This is a genomic window from Streptomyces odontomachicola (genome assembly GCF_039605595.1).
GTDB lineage: Bacteria > Actinomycetota > Actinomycetes > Streptomycetales > Streptomycetaceae > Streptomyces.
Window position 1 is genome coordinate 330,101 of record NZ_JBCFOK010000007.1, and the last position, 21,395, is coordinate 351,495.

At 71.5% G+C, this 21,395-nt stretch carries 16 protein-coding genes; 4 read left to right on the forward strand and 12 right to left on the reverse strand.

From position 1 onward, the window contains the following. From ABEE00_RS15930 to ABEE00_RS15940, 3 genes are all read right to left on the reverse strand, one after another. Complete coding sequence (locus tag ABEE00_RS15930; protein WP_345746210.1) at positions 1-1,194, reverse strand: sensor histidine kinase; 1,194 nt, start codon at positions 1,192-1,194, stop codon at positions 1-3. Beyond that, complete coding sequence (locus ABEE00_RS15935) at positions 1,191-1,712, reverse strand: DUF1453 domain-containing protein (RefSeq protein WP_345746118.1); 522 nt, start codon at positions 1,710-1,712, stop codon at positions 1,191-1,193. Before ABEE00_RS15935 ends, ABEE00_RS15930 begins: the two co-directional genes overlap by 4 nt. Before the next feature lie 297 nt (positions 1,713-2,009). Further along, on the reverse strand, positions 2,010-4,133 hold the full coding sequence (locus ABEE00_RS15940; protein ID WP_345746119.1) for a DNA gyrase/topoisomerase IV subunit B: 2,124 nt from the start codon (positions 4,131-4,133) through the stop codon (positions 2,010-2,012). Positions 4,134-4,605: 472 nt separating this feature from the next. Here ABEE00_RS15940 and ABEE00_RS15945 point away from each other — a divergent pair, with 472 nt between their 5' ends. Beyond that, positions 4,606-4,836 carry a DUF7455 domain-containing protein gene (locus ABEE00_RS15945; protein ID WP_345746120.1) on the forward strand — a complete coding sequence of 77 codons (231 nt, stop codon included), beginning with the start codon at positions 4,606-4,608 and terminating at the stop codon, positions 4,834-4,836. 281 nt (positions 4,837-5,117) lie between these two features. On the opposite strand, the gene ABEE00_RS15950 is transcribed toward ABEE00_RS15945, so the two are convergent. From ABEE00_RS15950 to ABEE00_RS15975, 6 genes are all read right to left on the reverse strand, one after another. Continuing rightward, positions 5,118-5,948: a S1 family peptidase gene (locus tag ABEE00_RS15950; RefSeq protein ID WP_345746121.1), complete on the reverse strand. Its 831-nt coding sequence runs from the start codon at positions 5,946-5,948 to the stop codon at positions 5,118-5,120. A 183-nt stretch (positions 5,949-6,131) separates the two neighbouring features. Then, positions 6,132-7,799, reverse strand: coding sequence for an RNA polymerase sigma factor (locus ABEE00_RS15955; RefSeq protein ID WP_345746122.1), 1,668 nt, complete (start codon positions 7,797-7,799; stop codon positions 6,132-6,134). Positions 7,800-8,211: 412 nt separating this feature from the next. Then, positions 8,212-9,138 (reverse strand): FadR/GntR family transcriptional regulator, encoded by a 927-nt coding sequence (locus ABEE00_RS15960; protein ID WP_345746211.1) that lies wholly within the window; start codon positions 9,136-9,138, stop codon positions 8,212-8,214. 247 nt (positions 9,139-9,385) lie between these two features. Next, complete coding sequence (locus tag ABEE00_RS15965) at positions 9,386-10,147, reverse strand: NUDIX hydrolase (RefSeq protein WP_345746123.1); 762 nt, start codon at positions 10,145-10,147, stop codon at positions 9,386-9,388. 87 nt (positions 10,148-10,234) lie between these two features. Next, a complete protein-coding gene (locus ABEE00_RS15970; protein WP_345746124.1) occupies positions 10,235-12,202 on the reverse strand; it encodes a glycogen debranching N-terminal domain-containing protein in 1,968 nt (655 codons plus the stop codon). Positions 12,203-12,737: 535 nt separating this feature from the next. Then, positions 12,738-13,931, reverse strand: a complete 1,194-nt coding sequence (locus ABEE00_RS15975) for a DUF4192 domain-containing protein (RefSeq protein ID WP_345746125.1) — start codon at positions 13,929-13,931, stop codon at positions 12,738-12,740. A gap of 527 nt (positions 13,932-14,458) precedes the next feature. Here ABEE00_RS15975 and ABEE00_RS15980 point away from each other — a divergent pair. Both ABEE00_RS15980 and ABEE00_RS15985 read left to right on the forward strand, forming a co-directional pair. Then, entirely contained in the window at positions 14,459-16,663 is a 2,205-nt protein-coding gene (locus ABEE00_RS15980; protein WP_345746126.1) for a RecQ family ATP-dependent DNA helicase, read from the forward strand. 69 nt (positions 16,664-16,732) lie between these two features. Continuing rightward, positions 16,733-17,329 (forward strand): hypothetical protein, encoded by a 597-nt coding sequence (locus ABEE00_RS15985; protein WP_345746127.1) that lies wholly within the window; start codon positions 16,733-16,735, stop codon positions 17,327-17,329. A gap of 54 nt (positions 17,330-17,383) precedes the next feature. On the opposite strand, the gene ABEE00_RS15990 is transcribed toward ABEE00_RS15985, so the two are convergent. The 3 genes from ABEE00_RS15990 to ABEE00_RS16000 all read right to left on the reverse strand — a co-directional run bounded on the left by ABEE00_RS15990 (position 17,384) and on the right by ABEE00_RS16000 (position 19,523). Then, a complete protein-coding gene (locus ABEE00_RS15990; RefSeq protein WP_345746128.1) occupies positions 17,384-17,992 on the reverse strand; it encodes a hypothetical protein in 609 nt (202 codons plus the stop codon). 86 nt (positions 17,993-18,078) lie between these two features. Next, positions 18,079-18,759 (reverse strand): ribonuclease HII, encoded by a 681-nt coding sequence (locus tag ABEE00_RS15995; RefSeq protein ID WP_345746129.1) that lies wholly within the window; start codon positions 18,757-18,759, stop codon positions 18,079-18,081. 137 nt (positions 18,760-18,896) lie between these two features. Then, positions 18,897-19,523, reverse strand: a complete 627-nt coding sequence (locus ABEE00_RS16000) for a TetR/AcrR family transcriptional regulator (protein WP_345746130.1) — start codon at positions 19,521-19,523, stop codon at positions 18,897-18,899. Positions 19,524-19,705: 182 nt separating this feature from the next. Between ABEE00_RS16000 and ABEE00_RS16005 the strand changes: the two genes are divergently transcribed. After that, on the forward strand, positions 19,706-21,316 hold the full coding sequence (locus tag ABEE00_RS16005) for an MFS transporter (protein ID WP_451918589.1): 1,611 nt from the start codon (positions 19,706-19,708) through the stop codon (positions 21,314-21,316). Positions 21,317-21,395: the final 79 nt, after the last annotated feature.

A 21,395-nucleotide genomic window follows, 5' to 3' on the forward strand; every position in this document is an offset into this window, starting at 1 on the left:
TCACTCGGGCACCCTCAACCGCACCGTGAATCCTCCCCCTTCGGGTCCGGCCTCCAGCGTGCCACCGAGGAGTTCGGCCCGTTCCCGCATGCCGAGCAGCCCATAACCGCCGCCCGACGCCGCCTCTCCCTCCTGAACCCCCTTCCTCCCGGCACCCTCCGGCACCCCGTCGTTGTGCACCTCCAGGACCGTCTCCCCCTCCTCGTACACCAGCCGGACGCGGGTCTCCGCTCCCGCCGCGTGCCTGCGCACATTGGTGAGCGCCTCCTGTGCGACCCGTCGCACCGCCTGGCCTGCCTCGGGGCCCAGCGCCCTGGCCGTGCCCCCGGTGTCGAGCCGGGCGCCGTGCTCCCGCGCCAGCTCCTCCAGATACTCCGCGACCGGCACCAGTTCGCCCCGGAGCGCGGACAGTGCCTGCCGGGTCTCCGCCAGCCCCTCCCTCGCCATCCGCCGTGCGGCGACGATCCGCTCGAGCACCTGCGCCCGCTCCGAACCGTCCCCGTCCCGCTCCGCCAGCAGCCTCGCCGCCTCCAGATGCACCAGCTGCGCCGAGAGGCTGTGCGCCAGCACGTCGTGGATCTCCCGCGCGATCCTGGCCCGCTCGGCCAGCGCCGCCGACTCCGCCTCAGCGGCACGGGCCGCCCGCTCCTGCGCCAGCAACCGGATCGTGCTGCCCCGGGCCTCGGCGTCCAGCCGCGACACATAGCCGGCCAGTCCGAGTCCCACCGTGGTGGCGGCGGTGGCCGTCCAAGAGCCGGCGGTGAAGACCGTGTACGCCACGAGCGCCGTACCGGCGGCGGGCAGAGCTGCGGCCAGCGGCAGCCGCTCCACCGCGATGAGCACACAGGCGCAGAAGACCACCAGCCCCGGAACCCGCAGGTCCACTGCCGCATACCCCAGCGCCCCCGCGAACATCAGCCCCAGCAGACCGAGCGAGGGCCACAGCCGGTGCTCGAAGGTCGTGCGGTGATAGGCCCAGAACGCCGCCGCGCAGAAACCGATACCGGCAACCCCCGCGGTCCCCCGCCACACGCCGCCCGACCAGCCGTGCACCTCCGACAGCACGGCCACGACCAGCAGCACCAGCCCCAGGACTCGCACGATCCGGCCCAGCCAGAGGCGGGCACCGCTGCGCCCCTCGTGGGCCAGCGCCTCCCTGCCGGGCCACCGGGTCCAGGCCGACGTCACCCTCAGCAGTCCTTTCCCGCGGCCGCTTTCCGGCCGCCGACCGGACCACCGTACGCCGGGGCCAGAAGCCCGGCCCGCCACGCCAGCAGCCCGCTGCGCACCAGCAGCGTGACGGCGAAGCCCAGCAGGAGAGCCCCTCCGCCGGAGCCTCCCAGGCGTATGCCGAGCACCGCGCCGAGGGCGACCAGACCGCCGCGCACGGCTATCCCGGCTATCCAGACGGCCGCCGTGGATATGGAGCCGCGCACCCAGGCCGTCCCGTCGTCGCCGGCCCACACCCGCATGGACCATGCCCACAGCGCCCCCGTGCCGAGACCAACCGCGAACTCGGCGGCGAGCAGCCAGCCCGAGGCCACGGGGCGGGCGGGATCGAGCAGCCCCGGCTGCCTCAGCGCGCAGTACGCCAGCACGGCGGGCAGCACCCAGATCCGGGCGCCCGCGCTGATCTGCTGCGGCTTGACCTGCCGTACGAGCACCAGCGCGAGGACCGCGACAAGCACCAGGACGGATTCCGGACCGGACATCGGCGACTCCACGAACGAGGATGCGGACAACGCACCCGACGCTACGGAGCGGGACCCGGTCACCGGATCGGAGCACGGGTTGGTTCCGGGTGGAAAACCGGAGGCCACAACGGCGAGGGCTCTCCACCCGTGGGTGGAGAGCCCTCATCAATTACGGCTCGCGGAACCCCGTACGGGGCACCGTCACGTACGGCTCACGCAGTCCCCGTACGCATCCCCGTACGGCAGGCGGCGGCGACGGGTGCCTGGCGGCAGCTTCGGTGGCCGGCGGCGGTCGGCAGCCGCAGGCCGCGGCCGTCAGATGTCGATGCGCGAGCGGTCCAGGGTCGCGGCCGAGGAGCTGATGAACTCGCGGCGCGGCGCCACCTCGGTGCCCATGAGCAGCGAGAACGCCTGCTCGGCCGACTCCAGGTCGCTGATGTTGATGCGCCGCAGCGTGCGGTGCCGCGGGTCCATGGTGGTCTCCGCGAGCTGGTCGGCGTCCATCTCGCCCAGGCCCTTGTAGCGCTGGATCGACTCCTTGTAGCGCACCTTGGTCCGCTCGAGCTCCAGCAGGGTCTGCCGCAGCTCGTTGTCGGAGTAGGTGTAGATGTACTTGTCCTGCCCCTTCTTGGGGTTGACCAGCTCGATCCTGTGCAGCGGCGGCACAGCGGAGAAGACCCGGCCCTCCTCGATCATGGGCCGCATGTAGCGCTGGAAGAGCGTCAGCAGCAGCGTGCGGATGTGCGCGCCGTCCACGTCGGCGTCGGCGAGGAAGATCACCTTGCCGTACCGCGCCTGGTCGATGTCGAAGGTCCGCCCGGACCCGGCTCCTATGACCTGGATGATCGACCCGCACTCGGCGTTCTTCAGCATGTCCGAGACCGAGGACTTCTGGACGTTGAGGATCTTGCCCCGGATCGGCAGCAGCGCCTGGAACTCCGAATTCCGCGCGAGCTTCGCCGTGCCCAGCGCGGAGTCGCCCTCCACGATGAACAGTTCGCTGCGGTCCACGTCGTCGCTGCGGCAGTCCGCCAGCTTCGCGGGCAGCGCGGAGGACTCCAGCGCGGTCTTGCGGCGCTGCGCCTCCTTGTGCTGCCGCGCCGCGATCCGCGTGCGGGCGGCCGCGACGACCTTCTCCAGCACGGCCCTGGCCTGCGCCTTGTGGTCCCGCTTGGTGGAGGTCAGGAAGTCCTTGAGCTCCTTGGCCACCACCTGCGCCACGATCCGCGAGGCCGCCGAGGTGCCGAGCACCTCCTTGGTCTGGCCCTCGAACTGCGGTTCCGCCAGCCGCACCGTGACGACCGCGGTCAGCCCCTCCAGCGCGTCATCCTTGGACACGTCGTCCTCGGCGACCCGCAGCAGCTTGGTCGAGCGCAGCACCTCGTTCACCGTCTTGGCGATGGAGCGCTCGAAGCCGGAGACGTGGGTGCCGCCCTTGGGGGTGGCGATGATGTTGACGAAGGACTTCAGGGTCGTGTCGTAGCCGGTGCCCCAGCGCAGCGCGATGTCCACGCCCAGCTCCCGCTGCACCTCGGTCGGGATCATGTGCCCGCGGTCGTCGAGCACGGGCACGGTCTCCTTGAAGCTGCCCTTGCCCTGGAGCCGCAGCACGTCGCTGACCGGCCGGTCCTGCGCGAGGTACTCGCAGAACTCGCTGATCCCGCCGTCGTAGTGGAAGACCTCCTGGCTGGCGTCGGCGCCGTCCAGGCCGCGCTCGTCGCGCACGGTCAGGGTCAGCCCCGGCACCAGGAAGGCGGTCTGGCGGGCCCGCGCGTGCAGCGTCTCCAGGGACAGCCGCGCGTCCTTGAGGAAGATCTGCCGGTCAGCCCAGTACCGGATGCGGGTGCCCTGGCGGGTCTTGGGGATCTTCTTGCCCTTGAGTACGCCGGTGGACGGGTCGAACGGGGCGTCGGGCCCGGACTCGGTGAAGATCCCGGGCACACCGCGCCGGAAGCTGATCGAGTGCGTACGGCTGTTGCGGTCCACCTCCACGTCCAGCCGCGCGGAGAGCGCGTTGACCACGGAGGCGCCGACGCCGTGCAGGCCGCCCGACGCCGCGTACGAGCCGCCGCCGAACTTGCCGCCGGCGTGCAGCTTGGTCATCACGACCTCGATGCCCGAGAGGCCGGTCTTGGGCTCCACGTCCACCGGGATGCCGCGGCCGTTGTCGGCGACCTCGACCGAGCCGTCCGCGTGCAGCGTAATCGCGATGTCGTCGCAGTGGCCGCCCAGCGCCTCGTCGACGGAATTGTCGATGATCTCCCACAGGCAGTGCATCAGCCCGCGGCTGTCGGTGGACCCGATATACATGCCGGGCCGCTTCCGCACCGCCTCCAGTCCCTCCAGGACGAGCAGATGCCGCGCGGTGTAATTGGACCCGCCGTCCCGGTCTGCCCCGGTCAGCACTGCGGTGGACGGCACGGACGTCTCGGCGGTCACGCGGTTCGCTCCTCGCTGAATTCGGCTCGCTGATGGCTGTGTTGCCGGATCAGAGGGTACCGAGCCTTTGAACGGGGCGTCTCGCGCCACCCGGGCTGTGACCACGGCGACACCAGCGTGAGGGGTATGGTAAACCATACTCGCTCACCTGTTCGATAACTCGGTCCGGTGACGCGTACATCACGTTCACATCGGGGCATGAACCATTTAGGCTCCGGGCACGTCCTCCTCAACACAGCGGAAGACGTTGAAGACAACAGAAGACGGACACACGGACAACACACCAAGCCACCGAGTCCCCGACCCGATCCACCGCGATCACCAGACGCAATACGGCTCATTCGCCGCCACCCGGCAACGTCCGGCCGCCTCGCGGAAAAATTTCCGAGGAATCGCCGAGAGCGGGAACGTTTTCGGCCGGGTTGGATGTTGACCCTGGTACGACAGCTCGTCGAGCTAGAGAAGAGGCGACGTGACTACAGTTCTGACCCCCGCGACCCCGCTGACGGCCGCCGACCGATGCGACCGCTGCAACGCTCAGGCCTACCTGCGCGTCGTTCTGCTGAGCGGCGGAGAGCTGCTGTTCTGCGCCCACCACGGACGCAAGTTCGAGCCGGAGCTCAAGAAGATCGCCGCGGAGATACAGGACGAGACGGAGAAGCTCACCGCTACTCCCCAATCGGCAGCGGAAGAAGAGCGCTGAGCCGCTCCGCAGAGAGCCGCTGACCTGACGCGGCTAGCGGAAGTCCGAGACGAGCTCGGACCGGCGACAGGAGCCGGACCACGACGGGCGGCCACCCGATCCAGCGGGTGGCCGCCCGTTCTGCCTTCTCCCCCTCGTCCGGCTTCCTGCTTGTGCGTGCACTGTTTTGTGCGCTTACCGCCTGGCGCCTGCTCACGCCTGTGTGCGGCTCTCTGCCTGTCCGGATTTCCCCTTGCCCGCCCCGGATCCGGCCCTGGCGGCCCCTCGGCTTCTGGGGGCGCTCAGCCTGCGCCGTGCGCCCGGATCAGATCGGCGACGGCGGACACCCGTGTGTACACCCCGGGCCGGCCCTTCTCGCCGCAGCCCGTGCCCCACGACACCAGGCCGACCAGCCGTCCCTTCGCCACCAGCGGACCGCCGCTGTCGCCCTGACAGGCGTCCTTGCCACCCTGGGGCACCCCCGCGCAGACCATCGTGGCGCGCTCGAACTTCCCGTCGGCATTGCCCGGGTACGCGCGCTGGCAGTCCGAGTCCTTCTGCATCTGCACGCTCGCGGCACGCAATGTGGCCGAGTAGTCGCCGTTACCGCTCGTGTCGCCCCAGCCGAACACCCGCGCCGGCGTCCCTGCCGCGTACGCACTGTCGCCCTTGTTCGCCATGCCGATCACCGAGCGCTTCGGCTGCGCCTTGGCGAGGGTCAGGACGGCGACGTCGCCGGAGTTCGTCTTGCTGTCGAACTTCGGGTTCACCCACATCTTGGCGACCCGCACCTCGCGGCCCGTCTTGCCGTTCAGGTCGCCGCGGCCGACGATCACCTTCAGATCGTTGAGCCGTTTATGGCTCATTCCGAGGATCTCCCTGCTCAGACAGTGCGCCGCGGTGGCGACCGTCCGCGTGCCGACCAGGGCGCCGCCGCAGAACTGTCCGGACCGCCCACTGCCGAAGCGGTCCCGGCTGGAGAGCGCCACCGTCCACGGATGGGCGGCCGAGGACACGGACTGTCCGCCGACGATCCGCCGCTCACGGGCGACGGCCTGCGGCGCGATGAGCGCGGCGAGCAGGGCCCCCAGCAGGAGCGGGACCAGGACACGGAGAGCACGAAGGGTACGCATACAGCCTCCTGACCGTACGGGACTCCGGGACCACCCAGCGTGATCCCCGCCCGGCGCGTCCGCATCCGCAGGCGGTCTGTCGGCGCACCGGTCGCGCACATACGCGGCGGCGGCCGGCACCCGGAGAGGGTGTCGGCCGCCGCCGTAACCGCCGCGCTGTGCCGCGCTGTTGATCAGTCCGGCTCAGTCCAGGTAGTCGCGAAGGACCTGGGAGCGGGAGGGGTGGCGCAGCTTCGACATCGTCTTGGACTCGATCTGGCGAATGCGCTCACGGGTCACGCCGTAGACCTTGCCGATCTCATCGAGGGTCTTCGGCTGACCGTCGGTGAGGCCGAAGCGCATCGAGACCACGCCTGCCTCGCGCTCACTGAGCGTGTCGAGAACGGAGTGCAGCTGCTCCTGGAGCAGCGTGAAGCTGACCGCGTCGGCCGGGACGACCGCCTCGGAGTCCTCGATCAGGTCGCCGAACTCGCTGTCCCCGTCCTCGCCGAGCGGGGTGTGCAGGGAGATCGGCTCGCGGCCGTACTTCTGCACCTCGACGACCTTCTCCGGGGTCATGTCGAGTTCCTTGGCCAGCTCCTCCGGGGTGGGCTCGCGGCCCAGGTCCTGGAGCATCTGGCGCTGCACGCGGGCGAGCTTGTTGATGACCTCGACCATGTGCACCGGGATACGGATGGTGCGCGCCTGGTCGGCCATGGCACGCGTGATGGCCTGCCGGATCCACCAGGTCGCGTACGTGGAGAACTTGTAGCCCTTGGTGTAGTCGAACTTCTCGACCGCACGGATCAGACCCAGGTTGCCCTCCTGGATCAGGTCCAGGAAGAGCATGCCGCGGCCGGTGTAGCGCTTGGCCAGCGAGACCACGAGGCGGAGGTTGGCCTCCAGCAGGTGGTTCTTGGCGCGGCGGCCGTCCTCGGCGATGATCTCCAGCTCGCGGTGCAGCTTCGGCGCGAGCTTCTCCTCGGTGGCCAGCTTGTCCTCGGCGAACAGGCCGGCCTCGATGCGCTTGGCGAGCTCGACCTCCTGCTCGGCGTTGAGCAGCGGGACCTTGCCGATCTGCTTGAGGTAGTCCTTGACCGGGTCGGCGGTGGCGCCCGCGGCGGCGACCTGCTGGGCCGGCGCGTCGTCCTCGTCGTCGTCGGAGAGGACGAAGCCCTCTTCCTTGGCCTCGGCCGTGGGGCCGTCCTCGGCGCCCGGCTTGTTGGTGGCCGGCTTCGCCGGGAGCTCCTCTACGAGGTCTTCCTCCTCGAGAAGCTCCTCGACCACGGACTTCTTGGTCGTGGTCTTCTTGGCGGCTGCGGTGGTGGTGGTCGCCGTCTTCTTCGCGGCGGCGGCCTTCTTCGCCGGGGCGGCCTTCTTTGCCGCGGCCTTCTTGGCGGCCGTCTTCTTGGCGGAAGACGTGGCGGAGTCGTCCATGTCTGCGGCCTCGGGGGTGACCATTGGCGGGGTCTCGGGCTGGGCCGGAGCGGCGGCGCCCACCGGGGCGGCAGGTGTGGCCGGGGCGGCGGTCGGGGTGGCAGGGGCCTTCTTCGCCGGGGCGCTCTTGGCCGCGACCGACTTGGTGGCGGTGCGCTTGGCCGGGGTCTTCGCCGCGACGCTCTTCCGGGTGCGCTTGGGCGCCTCTGCGGCACTCACCATCAGCGTCACACCCTCCTCGTCGAGGATCTGGTTGAGGCTGCGCAGAACATTCTTCCACTGGGTTGGCGGAATCTGGTCAGCCTCGAAGGCCCGACGCACATCGTCGCCGGCGATCTGCCCCTCAGCCTTTCCCCGCTCAATGAGCGCCATCACAGACTCGGACTCGGCGATCTCCGCAGGGAGCGTACGGGATGTGCTGGCCGACACGAACAACCTCTCGGAACGATGGAAATGGCGGACCGTCGGCGGGGATGAACCGACGGCGCGGGCTGAGCACTGGAGAAAAAACGGTGCTTTGCGTGAGCGCCACGCGCGGCCCCGGTATTCCCTCCTCGGCTGTCACCTCTTGAGTCATCGCGCGGGAACGGGAAGCGTTACGCCCCATCCGCGTGGCCCGAGTCACACCCTGTACCGGAATGTATGCACCGAGAACCGGACGAATCCCCTCTGAACTCACGGATCTTCGGCCCGGACGCGGCGTCGCGGCGCCACGGACGGTGACGCGCACGGCGAAACGGATACGGCCGCGCCGCCGGGTGGGCGGTGCGGCCGTATCCGCTGTCAGGGGCTTCGCTGACACGGGAGTTGACCGGTACGGGCGGCGGGGGCCCGAGGCCGCCCGGCTTCAGTGTTCGCGCGGGGGCGGGACCACGTGCTCCGCCCCGCCGGACGCGGTGGACGCCGCGGCCCTGGTCTCCCGGGGCTCGCGCTGCTCCTCCTCGGTGTGCGGTGCGAGCAGCTGCCGCACGGCGGTCTCCGCAGCGGCCGCCTCGCCCGCGCTGATCGCCTCGACGACCCTGCGGTGGTGGCCGAGCGAGGCCTCGGTGGGCCGCTCGCACCCGCAGGCGGGGCCGCCGGACACCTGGAGCGCTGCGGAAACGATTCCGGCGAGGTGCTCGAGCATGCGGTTGCCCGCGGCCTGCAGCAGCAGCCCGTGGAACTCCGCGTCCGCGCGCGAGAACGTGAGGCTGTCGCCCTGGGACAGCGCGTGGGTCATGATCTCGACCATGTCGACGAGACGCTGCGGAACCTCGTCCCGGCTGCCCTCCGCCGCGAGCCGGGCGGCCAGCGGCTCGATGGCGCTGCGCAGTTCGCACAGCTCGCGGCGCTGGTCCTCGCGCTGGGGGCCGAAGGCGCGCCATTCGATGATGTCGGGGTCGAGCAGATTCCAGTCGCTGACGGGGCGGATGCGGGTGCCGACGTTGGGGCGGGCGCTCACCAGGCCCTTGGCCTCGAGAACCCGGAGGGACTCGCGGACGACGGTGCGGGACACCTCGAAGCGCTGCCCGATCTCCTCGGGGACGAGCGGACGGTCGGCCCCGAGATCGCCGGAGACGATCATCTGGCCGAGCTGCTGGACCAGTTGACCGTGCAGTCCGCGCCCGCGGCTGCCGGCTGTACGCCGTCCTACTCGGCTCATGTCGGCCTCGGAGCCTTCCCAGGCTGGGGCGTTGGTGGTCGTGCGTGCCGCGCCCGTGGACTCGGCGTACGCGTAGCGGTCGAGCTCGCTCGGGCCGGTGAGGCCGGCTTCGGCCGAGCGAGCCGTGGTCATCATGGAGTGCGCAAGGGTAGTCACGCCCTCCTTTGTCGGCGGGCCTCGGAGCGGCCTTGAGGGCTTTGGTGAAAAGCACACGAAAGGGTGATCGCTGCCTTCCGCGCGATTGACGCCTTATCGGAAAGACAGCAGCCCCGCCTCTCCATCTCCCTTTCCCCGGCGCCACGTTGGCGATCTTCCGCTGCGTCGCAGCTCACCGGTGGAGGGCCCGGAGCATTACGGCGCCCGGCCCCGCCCCGGCGCGTCACACCTCGGGGCGCAGCATCGGGGGGTTGAGGAGGGTGGCGCCCCCGGCCCTGAACAGCTGTGCGGGGCGCCCTCCCTGACGGGTCGTCGTCCCTCCCGTCGGCACCAGGAACCCCGGTGTCCCGGTCACCTTGCGATGGAAGTTCCGCGGGTCGAGGGCGACTCCCCACACCGCCTCGTACACCCTGCGCAGCTCCCCCACCGTGAACTCCGGCGGACAGAAGGCGGTGGCCAGCGAGGAATACTCGATCTTCGATCTCGCCCGGTCCACCCCGTCGGCCAGGATCCGCCCGTGGTCGAAGGCGAGGGACGGCGCGAGCTCGCCCTCACGCCCGCCTCCTGCGGTCTCGCCGTTTTCGAGGAGCTCCCCGACGGGCGCCCAGCGCGCGCTGCGGGCGTCCCCTCCCGGGACCGGGGCGGGAAGATCGGGGGCGAGGGCGAGGTGGGCCACGCTGACGACGCGCATGCGCGGGTCACGCTGCGGGTCGCCGTAGGTGGCGAGCTGTTCCAGGTGGGCGCAGGGATTCTGGTCGCCGGGCGCCTCCGTACGCAGTCCCGTCTCCTCGGCGAGCTCGCGCGCGGCGGCCGCTGTGATGTCCTCGTCGGGCCGTACGAAGCCGCCGGGCAACGCCCACCAGCCCTGGTACGGGGGCTCACCGCGCCGCACGGCCAGAGCGCAGAGCGCGTGCTTGCGCACGGTGAGAACGACCAGGTCGACGGTGACGGCGAAGGGCGGGAAGGCCGACGGATCGTAGGACATGGCGCGATCATAGTCGTCTCCCTGACGATAAACAGTCCGGACTCCAGCACATCCCCGCCACCTCCAACTCCGGTACGCCTCAGCAGCTCAGCAGAGAAGTTGCAGGCCATCAGCCGCCTCCTCCGCCACGGCCATGCCGATTCTGCTGACCCGCACGGAGAAGGGGGCGCCGCCGACGCTCAGCCCCGTGAGACGTACGGCGCCGAGCGGCGCGGTCACCAGGGGGCGGAGGGAGACCGTGCCGGCGGGAACGTCCGGGCAGATCCCCGCGAGCGTGCCGAGCAGCCGGACCACGGCGGCAGCGGCCGTCGCCGAGGGGCGGCACGCGGCGGGATGCGGCAGGGGTGCGCTGCCCTCGGTGCGCTGCTCAGCCGCGTACATCTCCGGCAGGCGCTGCCCGAAGCCGCCCGCCGCGTCCAGGACCCCGCGCAGCAGCGAACCGGCCTCCTTCTCGTACCCGGCGGCCGCCAGCCCCGCGACGGCCGTGGCGGTGTCGGGAACGTGCACCGCTCCCCCGCGATGGCCGAAGGCGTTGTACCGGTGCTCCTTCGCGCCGAGGCTGCGCAGCCCCCAGCCGGAGTCGAGGGAGGGGCTGCCCAGGAGACGCGCGAGCTGGTCGGTCTGCGCCTTGTCGAGCAGCCCTTCTGCCGCCTGGCCGCCCCGGCCGAGCCCGGTGTCGAGGAGTTCGGCGGCCGCGGAGCCGAGGTGGGGCACGGTGTCACCGCTCCGGGTGCGCGCCGCCAGGGGTCTCCCGCCGCTGCGGTCCTCGAGCCAGAAGTCGGCCTGAAACCGCCGCCGCAGTGAGGCCGCCCACTCCCTCAACTCCCCGCCGGAGCCTCGGCCTTGGAATCCTTCGAGGAGGGCCGCGCCCAGCATCGCGGACCGGTGCGCGTGCGCCTGTACCTCGCACCGGAACGGACCGTCGGGCGCCGGGTCGGGCACGTACCCCTCCTCCCCTGCCGTACGAAGCAGCCAGCGAAGGCAGCGTTCGGCAGGCGTGAGCAGGGGCTCGACCTCCTCTTCCGGCAGGCCCCAGAGCCATGCCTCGGCCAGCACAGCGGGGAAAAGCAGGGTGGCTTCCACACCCGTACAGCCGGGAGCGACATGCGGACCGTTGTGCCGCAGGGGCCCGGGCAGGCGTCCGGCGTCCTGGCCCGAGTCGAGCTGCCCGCGGGCGAGAGTGCGCAGGGTGCCCGCGGCAAGGCGGGTGCCCAAGGGCAGCAACATCCTTGCCGCGCGCAGGGATTCTGCAGGGCCGAAGGCGCACCGCCAGGGGGCGCCGACCGCGAGGTGCAGGTCCGAGGGGTGTGCCGGGTCGCGCTGCAGCAGGGCTCCGAGATCATCGAGGGAGCTCCGCAGGAGGCCGCCGAGACGCGCGTCGTCTCCCTCTGCCTCGGCCGTCCCCCAGGGCAGTGGTGGTCGTCCGGCGCTGCGCCTCGCGGCGGTGGCCGAGTCTTGGACCGGCCCGCTTGTGTGGCGCTTCCCCGGCTCCCTTCTTTGCGCCTGGGGTTCTAGGGCGGTCGTCAGCCTGAGGACACGCCGGGCGCCGGGTGCCACCTCCCATTCCCAGCTCAGCAGCCCTGCGGAGGCCCACGCCGTCTCCGGGGCGGGGTCGGTGGCCACGGTGGCCCGCCATCCGCCGGCCGTCCAGGAGAGGCCGGCGCCGTGAACCGCGGCGGGGACCGTCTGGCTCTCCTTGCCCGCGGCGATCACGCCGAGGTCGGCAAGGTCGGTGCCCAGCCTCAGCTCAATCAGCAAACGCACCTGTTGCACACCGGAGTTGTGGAACGTGAAGCGCTCCGTGCCGTCGGCGGAGCGCAGCCTCTCGACGGTGATCTCCGGGTCGGGCCCGGGTTCCGCCTGGGTACGGACCGCGGCCACGAAGCGTGTCTCCGCGGCGCTCAGCTCTCTGCCCTGCAGGGGCTCGGGCTCCCGGCCCGCGACGGTCAGCACACTGCGCGCCAGGACCCTGCGACCGGCCAAGAAGAACCCCTCCATGCCCTCTCCGGTCAACTGACCGTGGACCGGCGAGATCACCAGGGCGGGAGCGGCCACCCCGATGAGGCAGGAGTGCGCGGTGGGCGGTGGCGCTGCTGGGCGGGACGCCGGTGGACGGCGGACAGGGGGTTTCGGGGCCGTTCTGTGACTGCCTTTCTCCGATGTGGAGTTGGTGAGGGCGGGGGCTGATTCGGAACGGGGGCGAGAGGGCAGGGGCTGAGGAGGGGGTGACACGGACATGGGGGCTCCGTTCTCTGCGAGAGCTCTGGCGGCCACGGCTCCGGGCGGGCCGGAACGCTGTGGTTGGCCCGAGGGCAGTGGCTGTGGTGGCGGGTTGCCGCGCTGGTCGTGGGCGCGGGCCTGTGCTGCCTGGTGAGTGGAGGTGGAGTGGGGGTGGGGGTGTCCGGCTTGCGGGGCTGTTCGCGCCGGGCCGGGAGAGGGGGTGTGGGGTTCCGGTGGGTGGAAGCGGGGTCGGAGTCGGGGGCGGTCTGAGGCAGGACGGGGCTGGGGCCGGGTGGCCCGTCGGGCTGGGGTGCTGGGGTTGCGCCGCCCCACGCCCTTCACGGAACTGAACGGGCGCGGGCAACGGGGGTCACGGTGTGTTCCAGGGCACCTGGCCCGTACTGCCGCGCTTCCGGCCGGCGCGGCGTGCGTCGCGCTCCTTGCGCATGCTGCGGCGCAGCGGCTCCGGGTCCACGCCTTCGTTGCACGCGCGCTGGAGAAGCTGAGCGAACACATAGCCCGGGTCGGCGCGCAGTGCGCGGGACAGTGCCACCCGGGCCGCCGGGCCGTCGCCGCCCGACCACGAGACCCATCCGGCCAGGGTCAACGGGGCCGCGGAGTGCACCGTGTACGGGCCGACGCAGCGCCGGGCCAGGGCTCGCCACAGCCGGCCAGCGGGCTGGATGTCCTGGCCCTCTATCCACTCCGCTGCCTGATCGCGGGTCTTGCGGTCCTGGAGTCCGAGAATCACCCGGGCCGCCTCGTCGGTCTCCAGGAGCTTGTCGTCCTGGGCGTCGCTCGCAGACCAGGAACGGGACCGGGGCGGTGCGTCACTGAACCTCTTCAGCAGAGCCCCGGCCAGCGTCATCGTCTCCGCGCGGATCGCGGTCATGCCGCCGTCGCCCAGCATGCGCGGGACCAGCTCCGCTCCCGCCGCGTCGAGGGCACGCTCCTGCTGGGAGGCCACGGGAGGCCCCAGCTCCGCGAGCCGCGCCTCAAGATCGCGCAGCGCGCTGGGCTTGGCCACGCCCATGTACGCGGCGGCCGCAGCCATTGCGCTGGTGCCCGGCTCCGCCAGTGGCTTGCCCTCCGGCGGGCAGCAGCTCCGGTCGGGGCAGCAATAGGAGAAGTACCGCTGGTCGGAGATGCAGAGCGCCTCGAAGACCGGCATGTCCAGCCGTCCGCAGGCGAGCCGCAGCCGCTGGGCCAGCGGGCGGAGGCGGCGCATCACGTCGGCCCCGCTCTCCCCCTCTGCGGGGTCCTGGCAGATGAAGACGAGTGCTCCGTCAGGCCGTTCGCCCCGCGCCAGGGAACCGCTCTCCAGGCAGCCGGCCACCTGCGCGGCCACGGCCGACCATTCCTCCACCTCTGTGGGAATGCCGAGCCTGATGCGGCCACCGAAGCGTCCGTGCTCCCCGTGCAGGGCCACCACTACGACGGAGTCGTCAGGGTGGAAGCCGAGCAGATAGGGCAGGGCGTCGGCGAGCTCGGCGGAGCTGCGGAGGGATACGCGGGGGACGCCCTGGGGGAACAGGTCCTCGGTGAGGCCCTCCGAGCCCGGCACGTCCGGTGGGTCCGTTGGGTCCGTCGGGGGCTTGGAATCTGCCGGGGCCTTCGAGTCCGGCTCCGCCGGGTTTTTCGAGGCCGGCGGCTCCTTCGTGGCCGGTGGTTCCTTCGGGGCCGCCGGTTCCTCCGGATCATGCGCGTCACTCTCACTGCCGCCGTCAATGTCACCGGCGGCGCCCGATGCGGCTGATCCAGACTCGCGGGGATCCTCGCCCCCGACCCCGTCGTCACCGGTCACGCCGCCGCGGACCTCATCCGCGCCGGCCCCGCCCTCTCGCGCTCCGCTGCCCTCCCATGATCCGCCGTGCTCGTCGCCTTCGCCGTACTCGCTGCTGCCTTCGCCGTTCTGGCCGTATTCGCTCTGCGCGCCGTTGGATTGCGTCATGCCTAGACGGTGACCGAAGAGCCGATGGCCTGCTGAAAACTGTCCACAGCCCTCGGTATTAGTAATACAAGCCCACAGTTCTGAGGTTTTCCACAGGCGTGGTTCGCCCTTTGCCGCCCGCTTCCGGTTGCATGGGGGCCATGACCGACACAGCCCTGCGCCAAGCAGCCGACTCCGTACTCGCCCGTCTCGTCGGAGACCCCAGCGGCACAGCCCGGCTGCGCGCGGACCAGTGGCGGGCCGTCGAGGCCCTGGTCGCGGAGCGGCGCCGGACACTGGTCGTGCAGCGCACGGGCTGGGGAAAGTCCGCCGTGTACTTCGTGGCCACCTCGCTGCTGCGGGAGCGGGGCAGCGGACCCACCGTGATCGTTTCGCCGCTCCTGGCGCTCATGCGGAACCAGGTGGAGGCCGCGGCACGTGCGGGCATCCAGGCCCGGACGATCAACTCCGCCAATGTCGAGGAATGGGAGACGATCCAGTCCGAGGTGGCGGCCGGAGACGTCGACGTGCTCCTGGTCAGCCCGGAGCGGCTGAACAACCCGGACTTCCGCGATCAGGTGCTGCCGAAGCTCGCCGCGTCCACGGGACTGCTCGTCGTGGATGAGGCGCACTGCGTTTCCGACTGGGGCCACGACTTCCGCCCCGACTACCGGCGTCTGCGCACGATGCTCGCCGAGCTCCCGCCGGGCGTACCGGTGCTGGCCACGACCGCCACGGCGAACGCCCGCGTCACGGCCGACGTGGCAGAGCAGCTGGGCACCGGCGGCCAGTCCGGCAAGAACTGCAACGGTGAGGCAGCGGCCGGAACGGGCGAAGAAGCACTCGTGCTCCGCGGGCCGCTCGACCGGGAGAGCCTCAGCCTGGGGGTTCTCCGTATGCCCGATGCCGCTCACCGCATGGCGTGGCTGGCGGATCACCTGGATCAGCTCCCGGGCTCGGGCATCATCTACACCCTGACGGTCGCCGCCGCGGAAGAAGTGGCCGCCTTCCTTCGCCACCAGGGCCAGGAGGTCGCTTCGTACACCGGGCGCACGGAGAACGCCGACCGCGAGGCCGCAGAGACCGCGCTGCTCGAAAACCGGGTGAAGGCGCTCGTCGCGACCTCGGCGCTGGGTATGGGCTTCGACAAGCCGGACCTCGGGTTCGTCGTGCATCTCGGCTCGCCCTCCTCCCCCATCGCCTACTACCAGCAGGTGGGAAGGGCCGGCCGCGGCGTCGAGCATGCGGAGGTGCTGCTGCTTCCGGGCCCGGAGGACGAGAAGATCTGGGAGTACTTCGCCTCGCTCGCCTTCCCGCGCGAGGAGCAGGTGCGGCGCACGCTCGATGTGCTGGCCGGGGCCGACCGGCCGCTGTCCCTCCCCGCCCTGGAGCCGCAGGTCGAACTCCGGCGCTCCCGGCTGGAGATGATGCTCAAGGTCCTGGACGTGGACGGGGCCGTACGCCGCGTGAAGGGCGGCTGGACGGCGACGGGCCAGCCCTGGACCTACGACACCGAGCGGTACGCCTGGGTGGCCCGGCAGCGGTCGGCGGAGCAGCAGGCCATGCGGGAGTACGCGGGCACGACGGGCTGCCGGATGGAGTTCCTGCGGCGCCAGTTGGACGACGAGGAAGCCGCGCCGTGCGGCCGCTGTGACAACTGCGCGGGTCCGCGGTTCTCCCCCGAGGTGTCGTCCGAGGCCCTCGATGCCGCGCGGGGCGAGCTCGGCCGGCCCGGCGTCGAGGTGGAGCCGCGCCGCATGTGGCCCACCGGACTGCCGTCCGTCGGCCTGGAGCTCAAGGGCCGCATCCCCGAGCGGGAGCAGGCGGAGACGGGCCGCGCCGTCGGCAGGCTCTCGGACATCGGCTGGGGAAACCGGCTGCGCCCCCTCCTCGCGCCGCAGGCGCCGGACGGCCCCGTGCCGGACGACGTGCTGGACGCGGCCGTGACGGTGCTCGCCGACTGGGCCCGTGGGCCCGGGGGTTGGGCCTCAGGGGAGCCCGGGGCGCCGGCCCGTCCGGTAGGCGTGGTGACGGTGGGTTCCCGGTCGCGGCCGCAGCTGATCCACTCGCTCGGTGAGCGGATCGCCGAGGTCGGGCGCATGCCGCTGCTCGGCACGGTCGCCTATGCGGAGGACGACCTGCCGACAAGCCCGCCGCGGAGCAACAGCGCACAGCGGCTGCGGGTGCTGCACGGCTCGTTCACCGTGCCCCCTGAGCTGAGCGCGTCCATAGCGGAGGCGGGAGGCCCGGTGCTGCTGGTCGATGACAGTACGGAGACCGGGTGGACCCTCGCCATAGCGGCGCGGATGCTCAGAAAGGCGGGCGCAGAGAGGGTGTTGCCGCTGGTCCTCGCCGTACAGGGGTAGCTACGGAGCATTGCCGCGGCGGGACGGTGGCAGGGAAAATGGGGCCTCGCAACGGACGAGGGGAGGAACGTGTCCTTCGGCTTTGCACCGCCGCCCTCCACCGACTCCGCCGCCCGGCTGGGCCGCACGCTGGAGATCGCCGAATGGTCCGCAGCGGAGATACCCCTGCTGCGGGACCCGAGAGACGTCGTGACCGGCCTGTGCGAACGGCATCTGCCGCGCAGGTCGACGGCCGTGGTCGCCGTGCTGGATCCGGGCGAACGGCTCGTGGCCAGCGCGTCGTTCGCGCACCGTACGGCCCGCCCGGACGGCTGGGAGTTCCGGAACGCCCTGCTCGACCGGCTGCGCAGGGTGATCCCGCACGACCTGCGCCGCCGCACCCCGGTGCACACCGCCGTACTGCTGTACTGCCGGGACGGAGATCCCCGCTGGACGGAGACGGACGGCGCGTGGATGTGGGGGCTGCGCGACGCCTGCACCCTGCACGGCCTGCGCTGCGGGGCCTACGTCACACTCACCGGCAACGGCTGGCAGGTGCTGGGTGAAGGGCGCGGAGGCCGCTACCCCAGGGCCGGCCGCGCCGCTGACCCACCCGTCATGCCCGCCCCACCGCGTACGGAGGACGGGGATTCGGAGGTGCAGCCGCACGCGGCGGCCGCATCCTGAAACGCCTCCCCCGAGGCCGCGGCCCTGTGGCAGCCGGTGCCACAGGGCCGGGGCTCAGAGCAGGGCGGCCAGTCGCTGCGGGTTGCCGCAGACGATCAGTTCGGCGCCGGCCTTCTCCAGGGCGGCGGGAAGGGCCTGGGCGGCCTCGGCGTCGGTGCCGCCGTTCACGGCGAGCACCACGACGGGGCGGCCGGTCAGCCGGCCGATGGCGGCGGCGTGCGCGCAGAACACGTCCTCGCCGTCGGCGAGTTGGCGCCAGTAGGCGTCCTCGCCGAAGGAGAGCTCGTGCTGCGCCCAGGGGTGCTGCTCACCGGTGGTGATCACCAGCACCTCGCCGGGCTCGCGGCCGTCGTCCAGCAGCTTGTCGACCGTGTCGTCGGCCGCCTCGACGGCCGTCTCGTCGGTCGCGGCGACCAGCTGGATCTGCGCGGTGGGCGCCGAGGGCGCCGTACGCGGGGAGGACGCTCCCCCGGAGCGCACCGTGCCGGGGCGGCCTGAGCCGGGACCCTTGCTGTCCGCGCGCTGGGCGGGACGGGGCGAGGGCCGGGGGCCGGGAACGGATGCGGCGGGGCGGGGGGCCTGCGGAGTTCGGGTCGATCCCGCGGTGGTGCGGGGGCCCGGGACACTCTCGTGAATCTGTGGCTCCTCAGGGGTGAGAGGCATGGGGTGATGTCTATCAAACGCGGGTGCGGGGCGTGTCGGCGGGTTCGACCCGTGCTCCGGCCGCCCCACCCGCGAGCTCGGTGGAATCAGAACAGACCGATCTGCTCCGCGGGGTCCGGGCGCTTTCCGCGCCGCAGGTGCTCCCACTGGGGAAGCGCGTCCATGAAGACCCAGGAGGTCCGGTGGTGGGGTGTCGGGCCCCGCTCCTGGAGCGCCGCCCGGTGGACGGGCGAGGGATACCCGGCGTTGTCCTCGAAGGCGAATCCTTCGCATTCGGGGGCGAGTTCGGCCATCATCGCGTCCCGGCGCACCTTGGCGATCACGGAGGCGGCCGCCACCGCGATGCAGCTCTGGTCGCCCTTGATGACGGTACGGACCTGCCATGGCGGTCCGAGGTAGTCGTGCTTGCCGTCCAGGATCACCGCGTCGGGGCGCACGGGCAGGGCTTCCAGTGCCCGTACCGCGGCCAGGCGCAGCGAGGCGGTCATCCCCAGTTCGTCGATCTCCTCCGGGGCGGTGTGGCCGAGTGCGTATGCCGTGACCCAGCCGGTCAGCTGCTCCTCGAGCTCGTCGCGCCGCGCGGCGCTGAGCAGCTTGGAGTCGGTGAGACCTTCGGGCGGCCTGCGGAGCCCGGTGACGGCCGCGCACACCGTGACGGGCCCGGCCCAAGCGCCGCGGCCCACCTCGTCGACTCCCGCAACGACCTTCGCTCCGGTGGTGGCGCGGAGCGAGCGCTCGACGCGGTGTGTTGGGGGCTCGTACGGCATGGCGACAATAAGCGTAGCGGCTGTGTCGAGTGCGGGCGGACACGGGTCCGTCGCACCTCCATTGTCACTCGTGGCGGACCGACGGAAAACGTCGTTCTGCCACTGGTCCGGCTTCGTCCCTGGTCAGCCTGCCCCGATCATCGGCCGCGGGGCTCCAGGAGGGGGAGGACGACCTGGTCGACGACGTCCGCCAGGTCGGATTCGGCGAGCTCGCCGCCGGTGACTTTGTGACGGTACATCATCATCGCGGGCAGCACGTCGGCCACCAGTTCCCCCGTGGCGTCCGCGCGCACCTGGCCCCGCTCTATTCCGCGCCGCACCACATCGGACATGACCTGCTTCCCCGGCTGGACCACGCCGCCCATGATCAGCTCGTGGAAGCGCTCCGCCTCGGTGCGGTCGCACTCGTCGAGCACGGCCCGCAGGGCGCAGCCGGACTGCGAGTACATGGCGCTCAGCATCCGGCGGCACAGCTCGATCAGATCCGCCCGGAGATCACCACTGTCGGGCGGCACGGAGACCCCGGGGAGCCCCGAATACAGGGCCTCGGCGACGAGTTCGGCCTTGGAGGGCCAGCGGCGGTAGACGGCGGCCTTGCCCGTACGTGCGCGGGTGGCGACGCCCTCCATGGTGAGGGCTGACCACCCGACCTCGCCGAGCGCTTCGAGCGTGGCGTCGAGGATCGCGCGCTCGAGTTCGGCGCCGCGGCGGCGGGCGGCGGGGGGCCGCTTCTCGCCGGACTCCGCTGACTTCGTGGGGGGCATCGTCATCTCTCCGTGTTCTCAAGGGCCTTGGGGACGAGGGTTCGCGTGTAGCGCAATCGCGCCGCCCGCCAGGGAGCGACCAGAGAAGCGTTAGTGAACGCTTGCGTTCACTACTCGACCTCTCTAGAGTAGTGCCCACTAGTGAACGCCACCGTTCACTGGGTCTCAAGTGGGGGAATCTCGTGACCAGTTCAGCGACCTCTTCCTTAGCCGAGGGCCGACCCGGCGGAAGCCCGGGGACGGCGCGGCACTCGGGGCGACGCGGGATCGCTCTGGCCGTCATCGCCGCCTGCCAGCTGATGGTTGTGCTCGACGCCACGATTGTGAACATCGCGCTTCCGCACATCCAGACCGCCCTGGGCTTCTCCACCACCAGCCTCTCCTGGGTGGTCACCTCGTACACCCTGGCCTTCGGCGGGCTGCTGCTGCTCGGCGGCCGTGCCGGGGACATCCTGGGGCGGCGCCGGATGTTCATGACCGGCGTCCTGCTCTTCATCCTCGCCTCGCTCCTCGGCGGACTCGCCCAGGAGCCCTGGCAGTTGCTCGCGGCCCGGGCCCTGCAGGGCGTCGGCGGGGCCATCGCCTCTCCGACCGCGCTCGCGCTGATCGCCACCAACTTCCGCGAAGGGCCGGAGCGCAACAGGGCGTTCGGCGTGTTCGCGGCCGTCTCCGCCGGAGGCGCGGCCATCGGCCTGCTGGCCGGCGGCATGCTCACCGAATGGCTCGACTGGCGCTGGGTGCTGTTCGTGAACGTACCCATCGGCATCCTGATCGCGACCCTGACGCCGCGGTTCATCTCGGAGTCCGAACGGCACCCGGGACGCTTCGACTTCGCCGGGGCGCTCACCTCGACGGCCGGGATGATCTCCCTGGTGTACGGCTTCATCCGCGCCGCCGACCAGGGATGGCGCGATCCGTACACGCTCACCGCGTTCGGACTCGCCGTGGTGCTCCTCGCCACCTTCCTGGGGATCGAGAGGCGTGCCCGCGCGCCGATCACGCCGCTCCGGATGTTCGCCGACCGCAACCGCTCCGGCACCTACGCGATCATGCTGTGCCTGGCCGCGGCGATGTTCGGGATGTTCTTCTTCCTGGTCCTGTTCGTGCAGGACGTGCTGCACTACAGCCCTCTGCGGGCGGGCGTCGCGTTCCTGCCCGTGTCCGGGGTGATCGTGGTGGCCGCGGGGATATCGCAGCGCCTGCTGCCGGTTCTGGGACCCAAGCCGTTCATGGTGGCGGGCTCGACGCTCGCCGCGGTCGGCCTCGGGTGGCTGACCTTCATCGACCCGGAGAGCAGCTACGTGGGCGGAATCCTCGGCCCGATGCTCGTCTTCGGCTTCGGCATGGGCCTCAACTTCGTGACGCTGACCCTCACCGCCGTGTCCGGGGTCCCGCAGCACGAGACCGGGGCCGCGACGGGACAGCTCAACGCGACCCAGCAGGTGGGCGGTTCGCTGGGCCTCTCCATCCTGATGACCGTCTTCGGCACCACCAGCAGGAACGAGGCCAAGCACCAGATACCCGACTTCCTGGCGAACGCCTCGGCGTCGGAGAAGGCGCAGTTCGCCGCGACGCACCGGCTGCCCGGCACCTGGGGCGACAAGGTGCTCGCGGAAGGCATGTCCTCGGCCTTCATGGCCGCGACGGGCCTGGTCCTGGTGGCGCTGCTCGTGGCCTCGACCGTCATACGGGTCCGCAAGAGCGACCTGGAGGCGCTCGCCGGCAGGGGCGGTGGCGGCGAGGGTACGGGGCAAGCGGCGGTCGAGGGCAGTCCCGGGGCGGCGAAGGCCTGAGGCAGCAGCCCTCCGGAAGCTTCCAGGCAGGACGCCCACCAGCACAGACGGCGGCAGCTCTCCGGGGCCCTTCGGGCGC

Coding starts and splice junctions, on each gene's coding strand:
- ABEE00_RS15935 (WP_345746118.1), bottom strand. CDS start 1,712: ATGTCCGGTCCGGAATCCGTCCTGGTGCTTGTCGCGGTCCTCGCGCTG.
- ABEE00_RS15950 (WP_345746121.1), bottom strand. CDS start 5,948: ATGCGTACCCTTCGTGCTCTCCGTGTCCTGGTCCCGCTCCTGCTGGGG.
- ABEE00_RS15960 (WP_345746211.1), bottom strand. CDS start 9,138: ATGACCACGGCTCGCTCGGCCGAAGCCGGCCTCACCGGCCCGAGCGAG.
- ABEE00_RS15965 (WP_345746123.1), bottom strand. CDS start 10,147: ATGTCCTACGATCCGTCGGCCTTCCCGCCCTTCGCCGTCACCGTCGAC.
- ABEE00_RS15980 (WP_345746126.1), top strand. CDS start 14,459: ATGACCGACACAGCCCTGCGCCAAGCAGCCGACTCCGTACTCGCCCGT.
- ABEE00_RS15990 (WP_345746128.1), bottom strand. CDS start 17,992: ATGCCTCTCACCCCTGAGGAGCCACAGATTCACGAGAGTGTCCCGGGC.
- ABEE00_RS15995 (WP_345746129.1), bottom strand. CDS start 18,759: ATGCCGTACGAGCCCCCAACACACCGCGTCGAGCGCTCGCTCCGCGCC.
- ABEE00_RS16000 (WP_345746130.1), bottom strand. CDS start 19,523: ATGCCCCCCACGAAGTCAGCGGAGTCCGGCGAGAAGCGGCCCCCCGCC.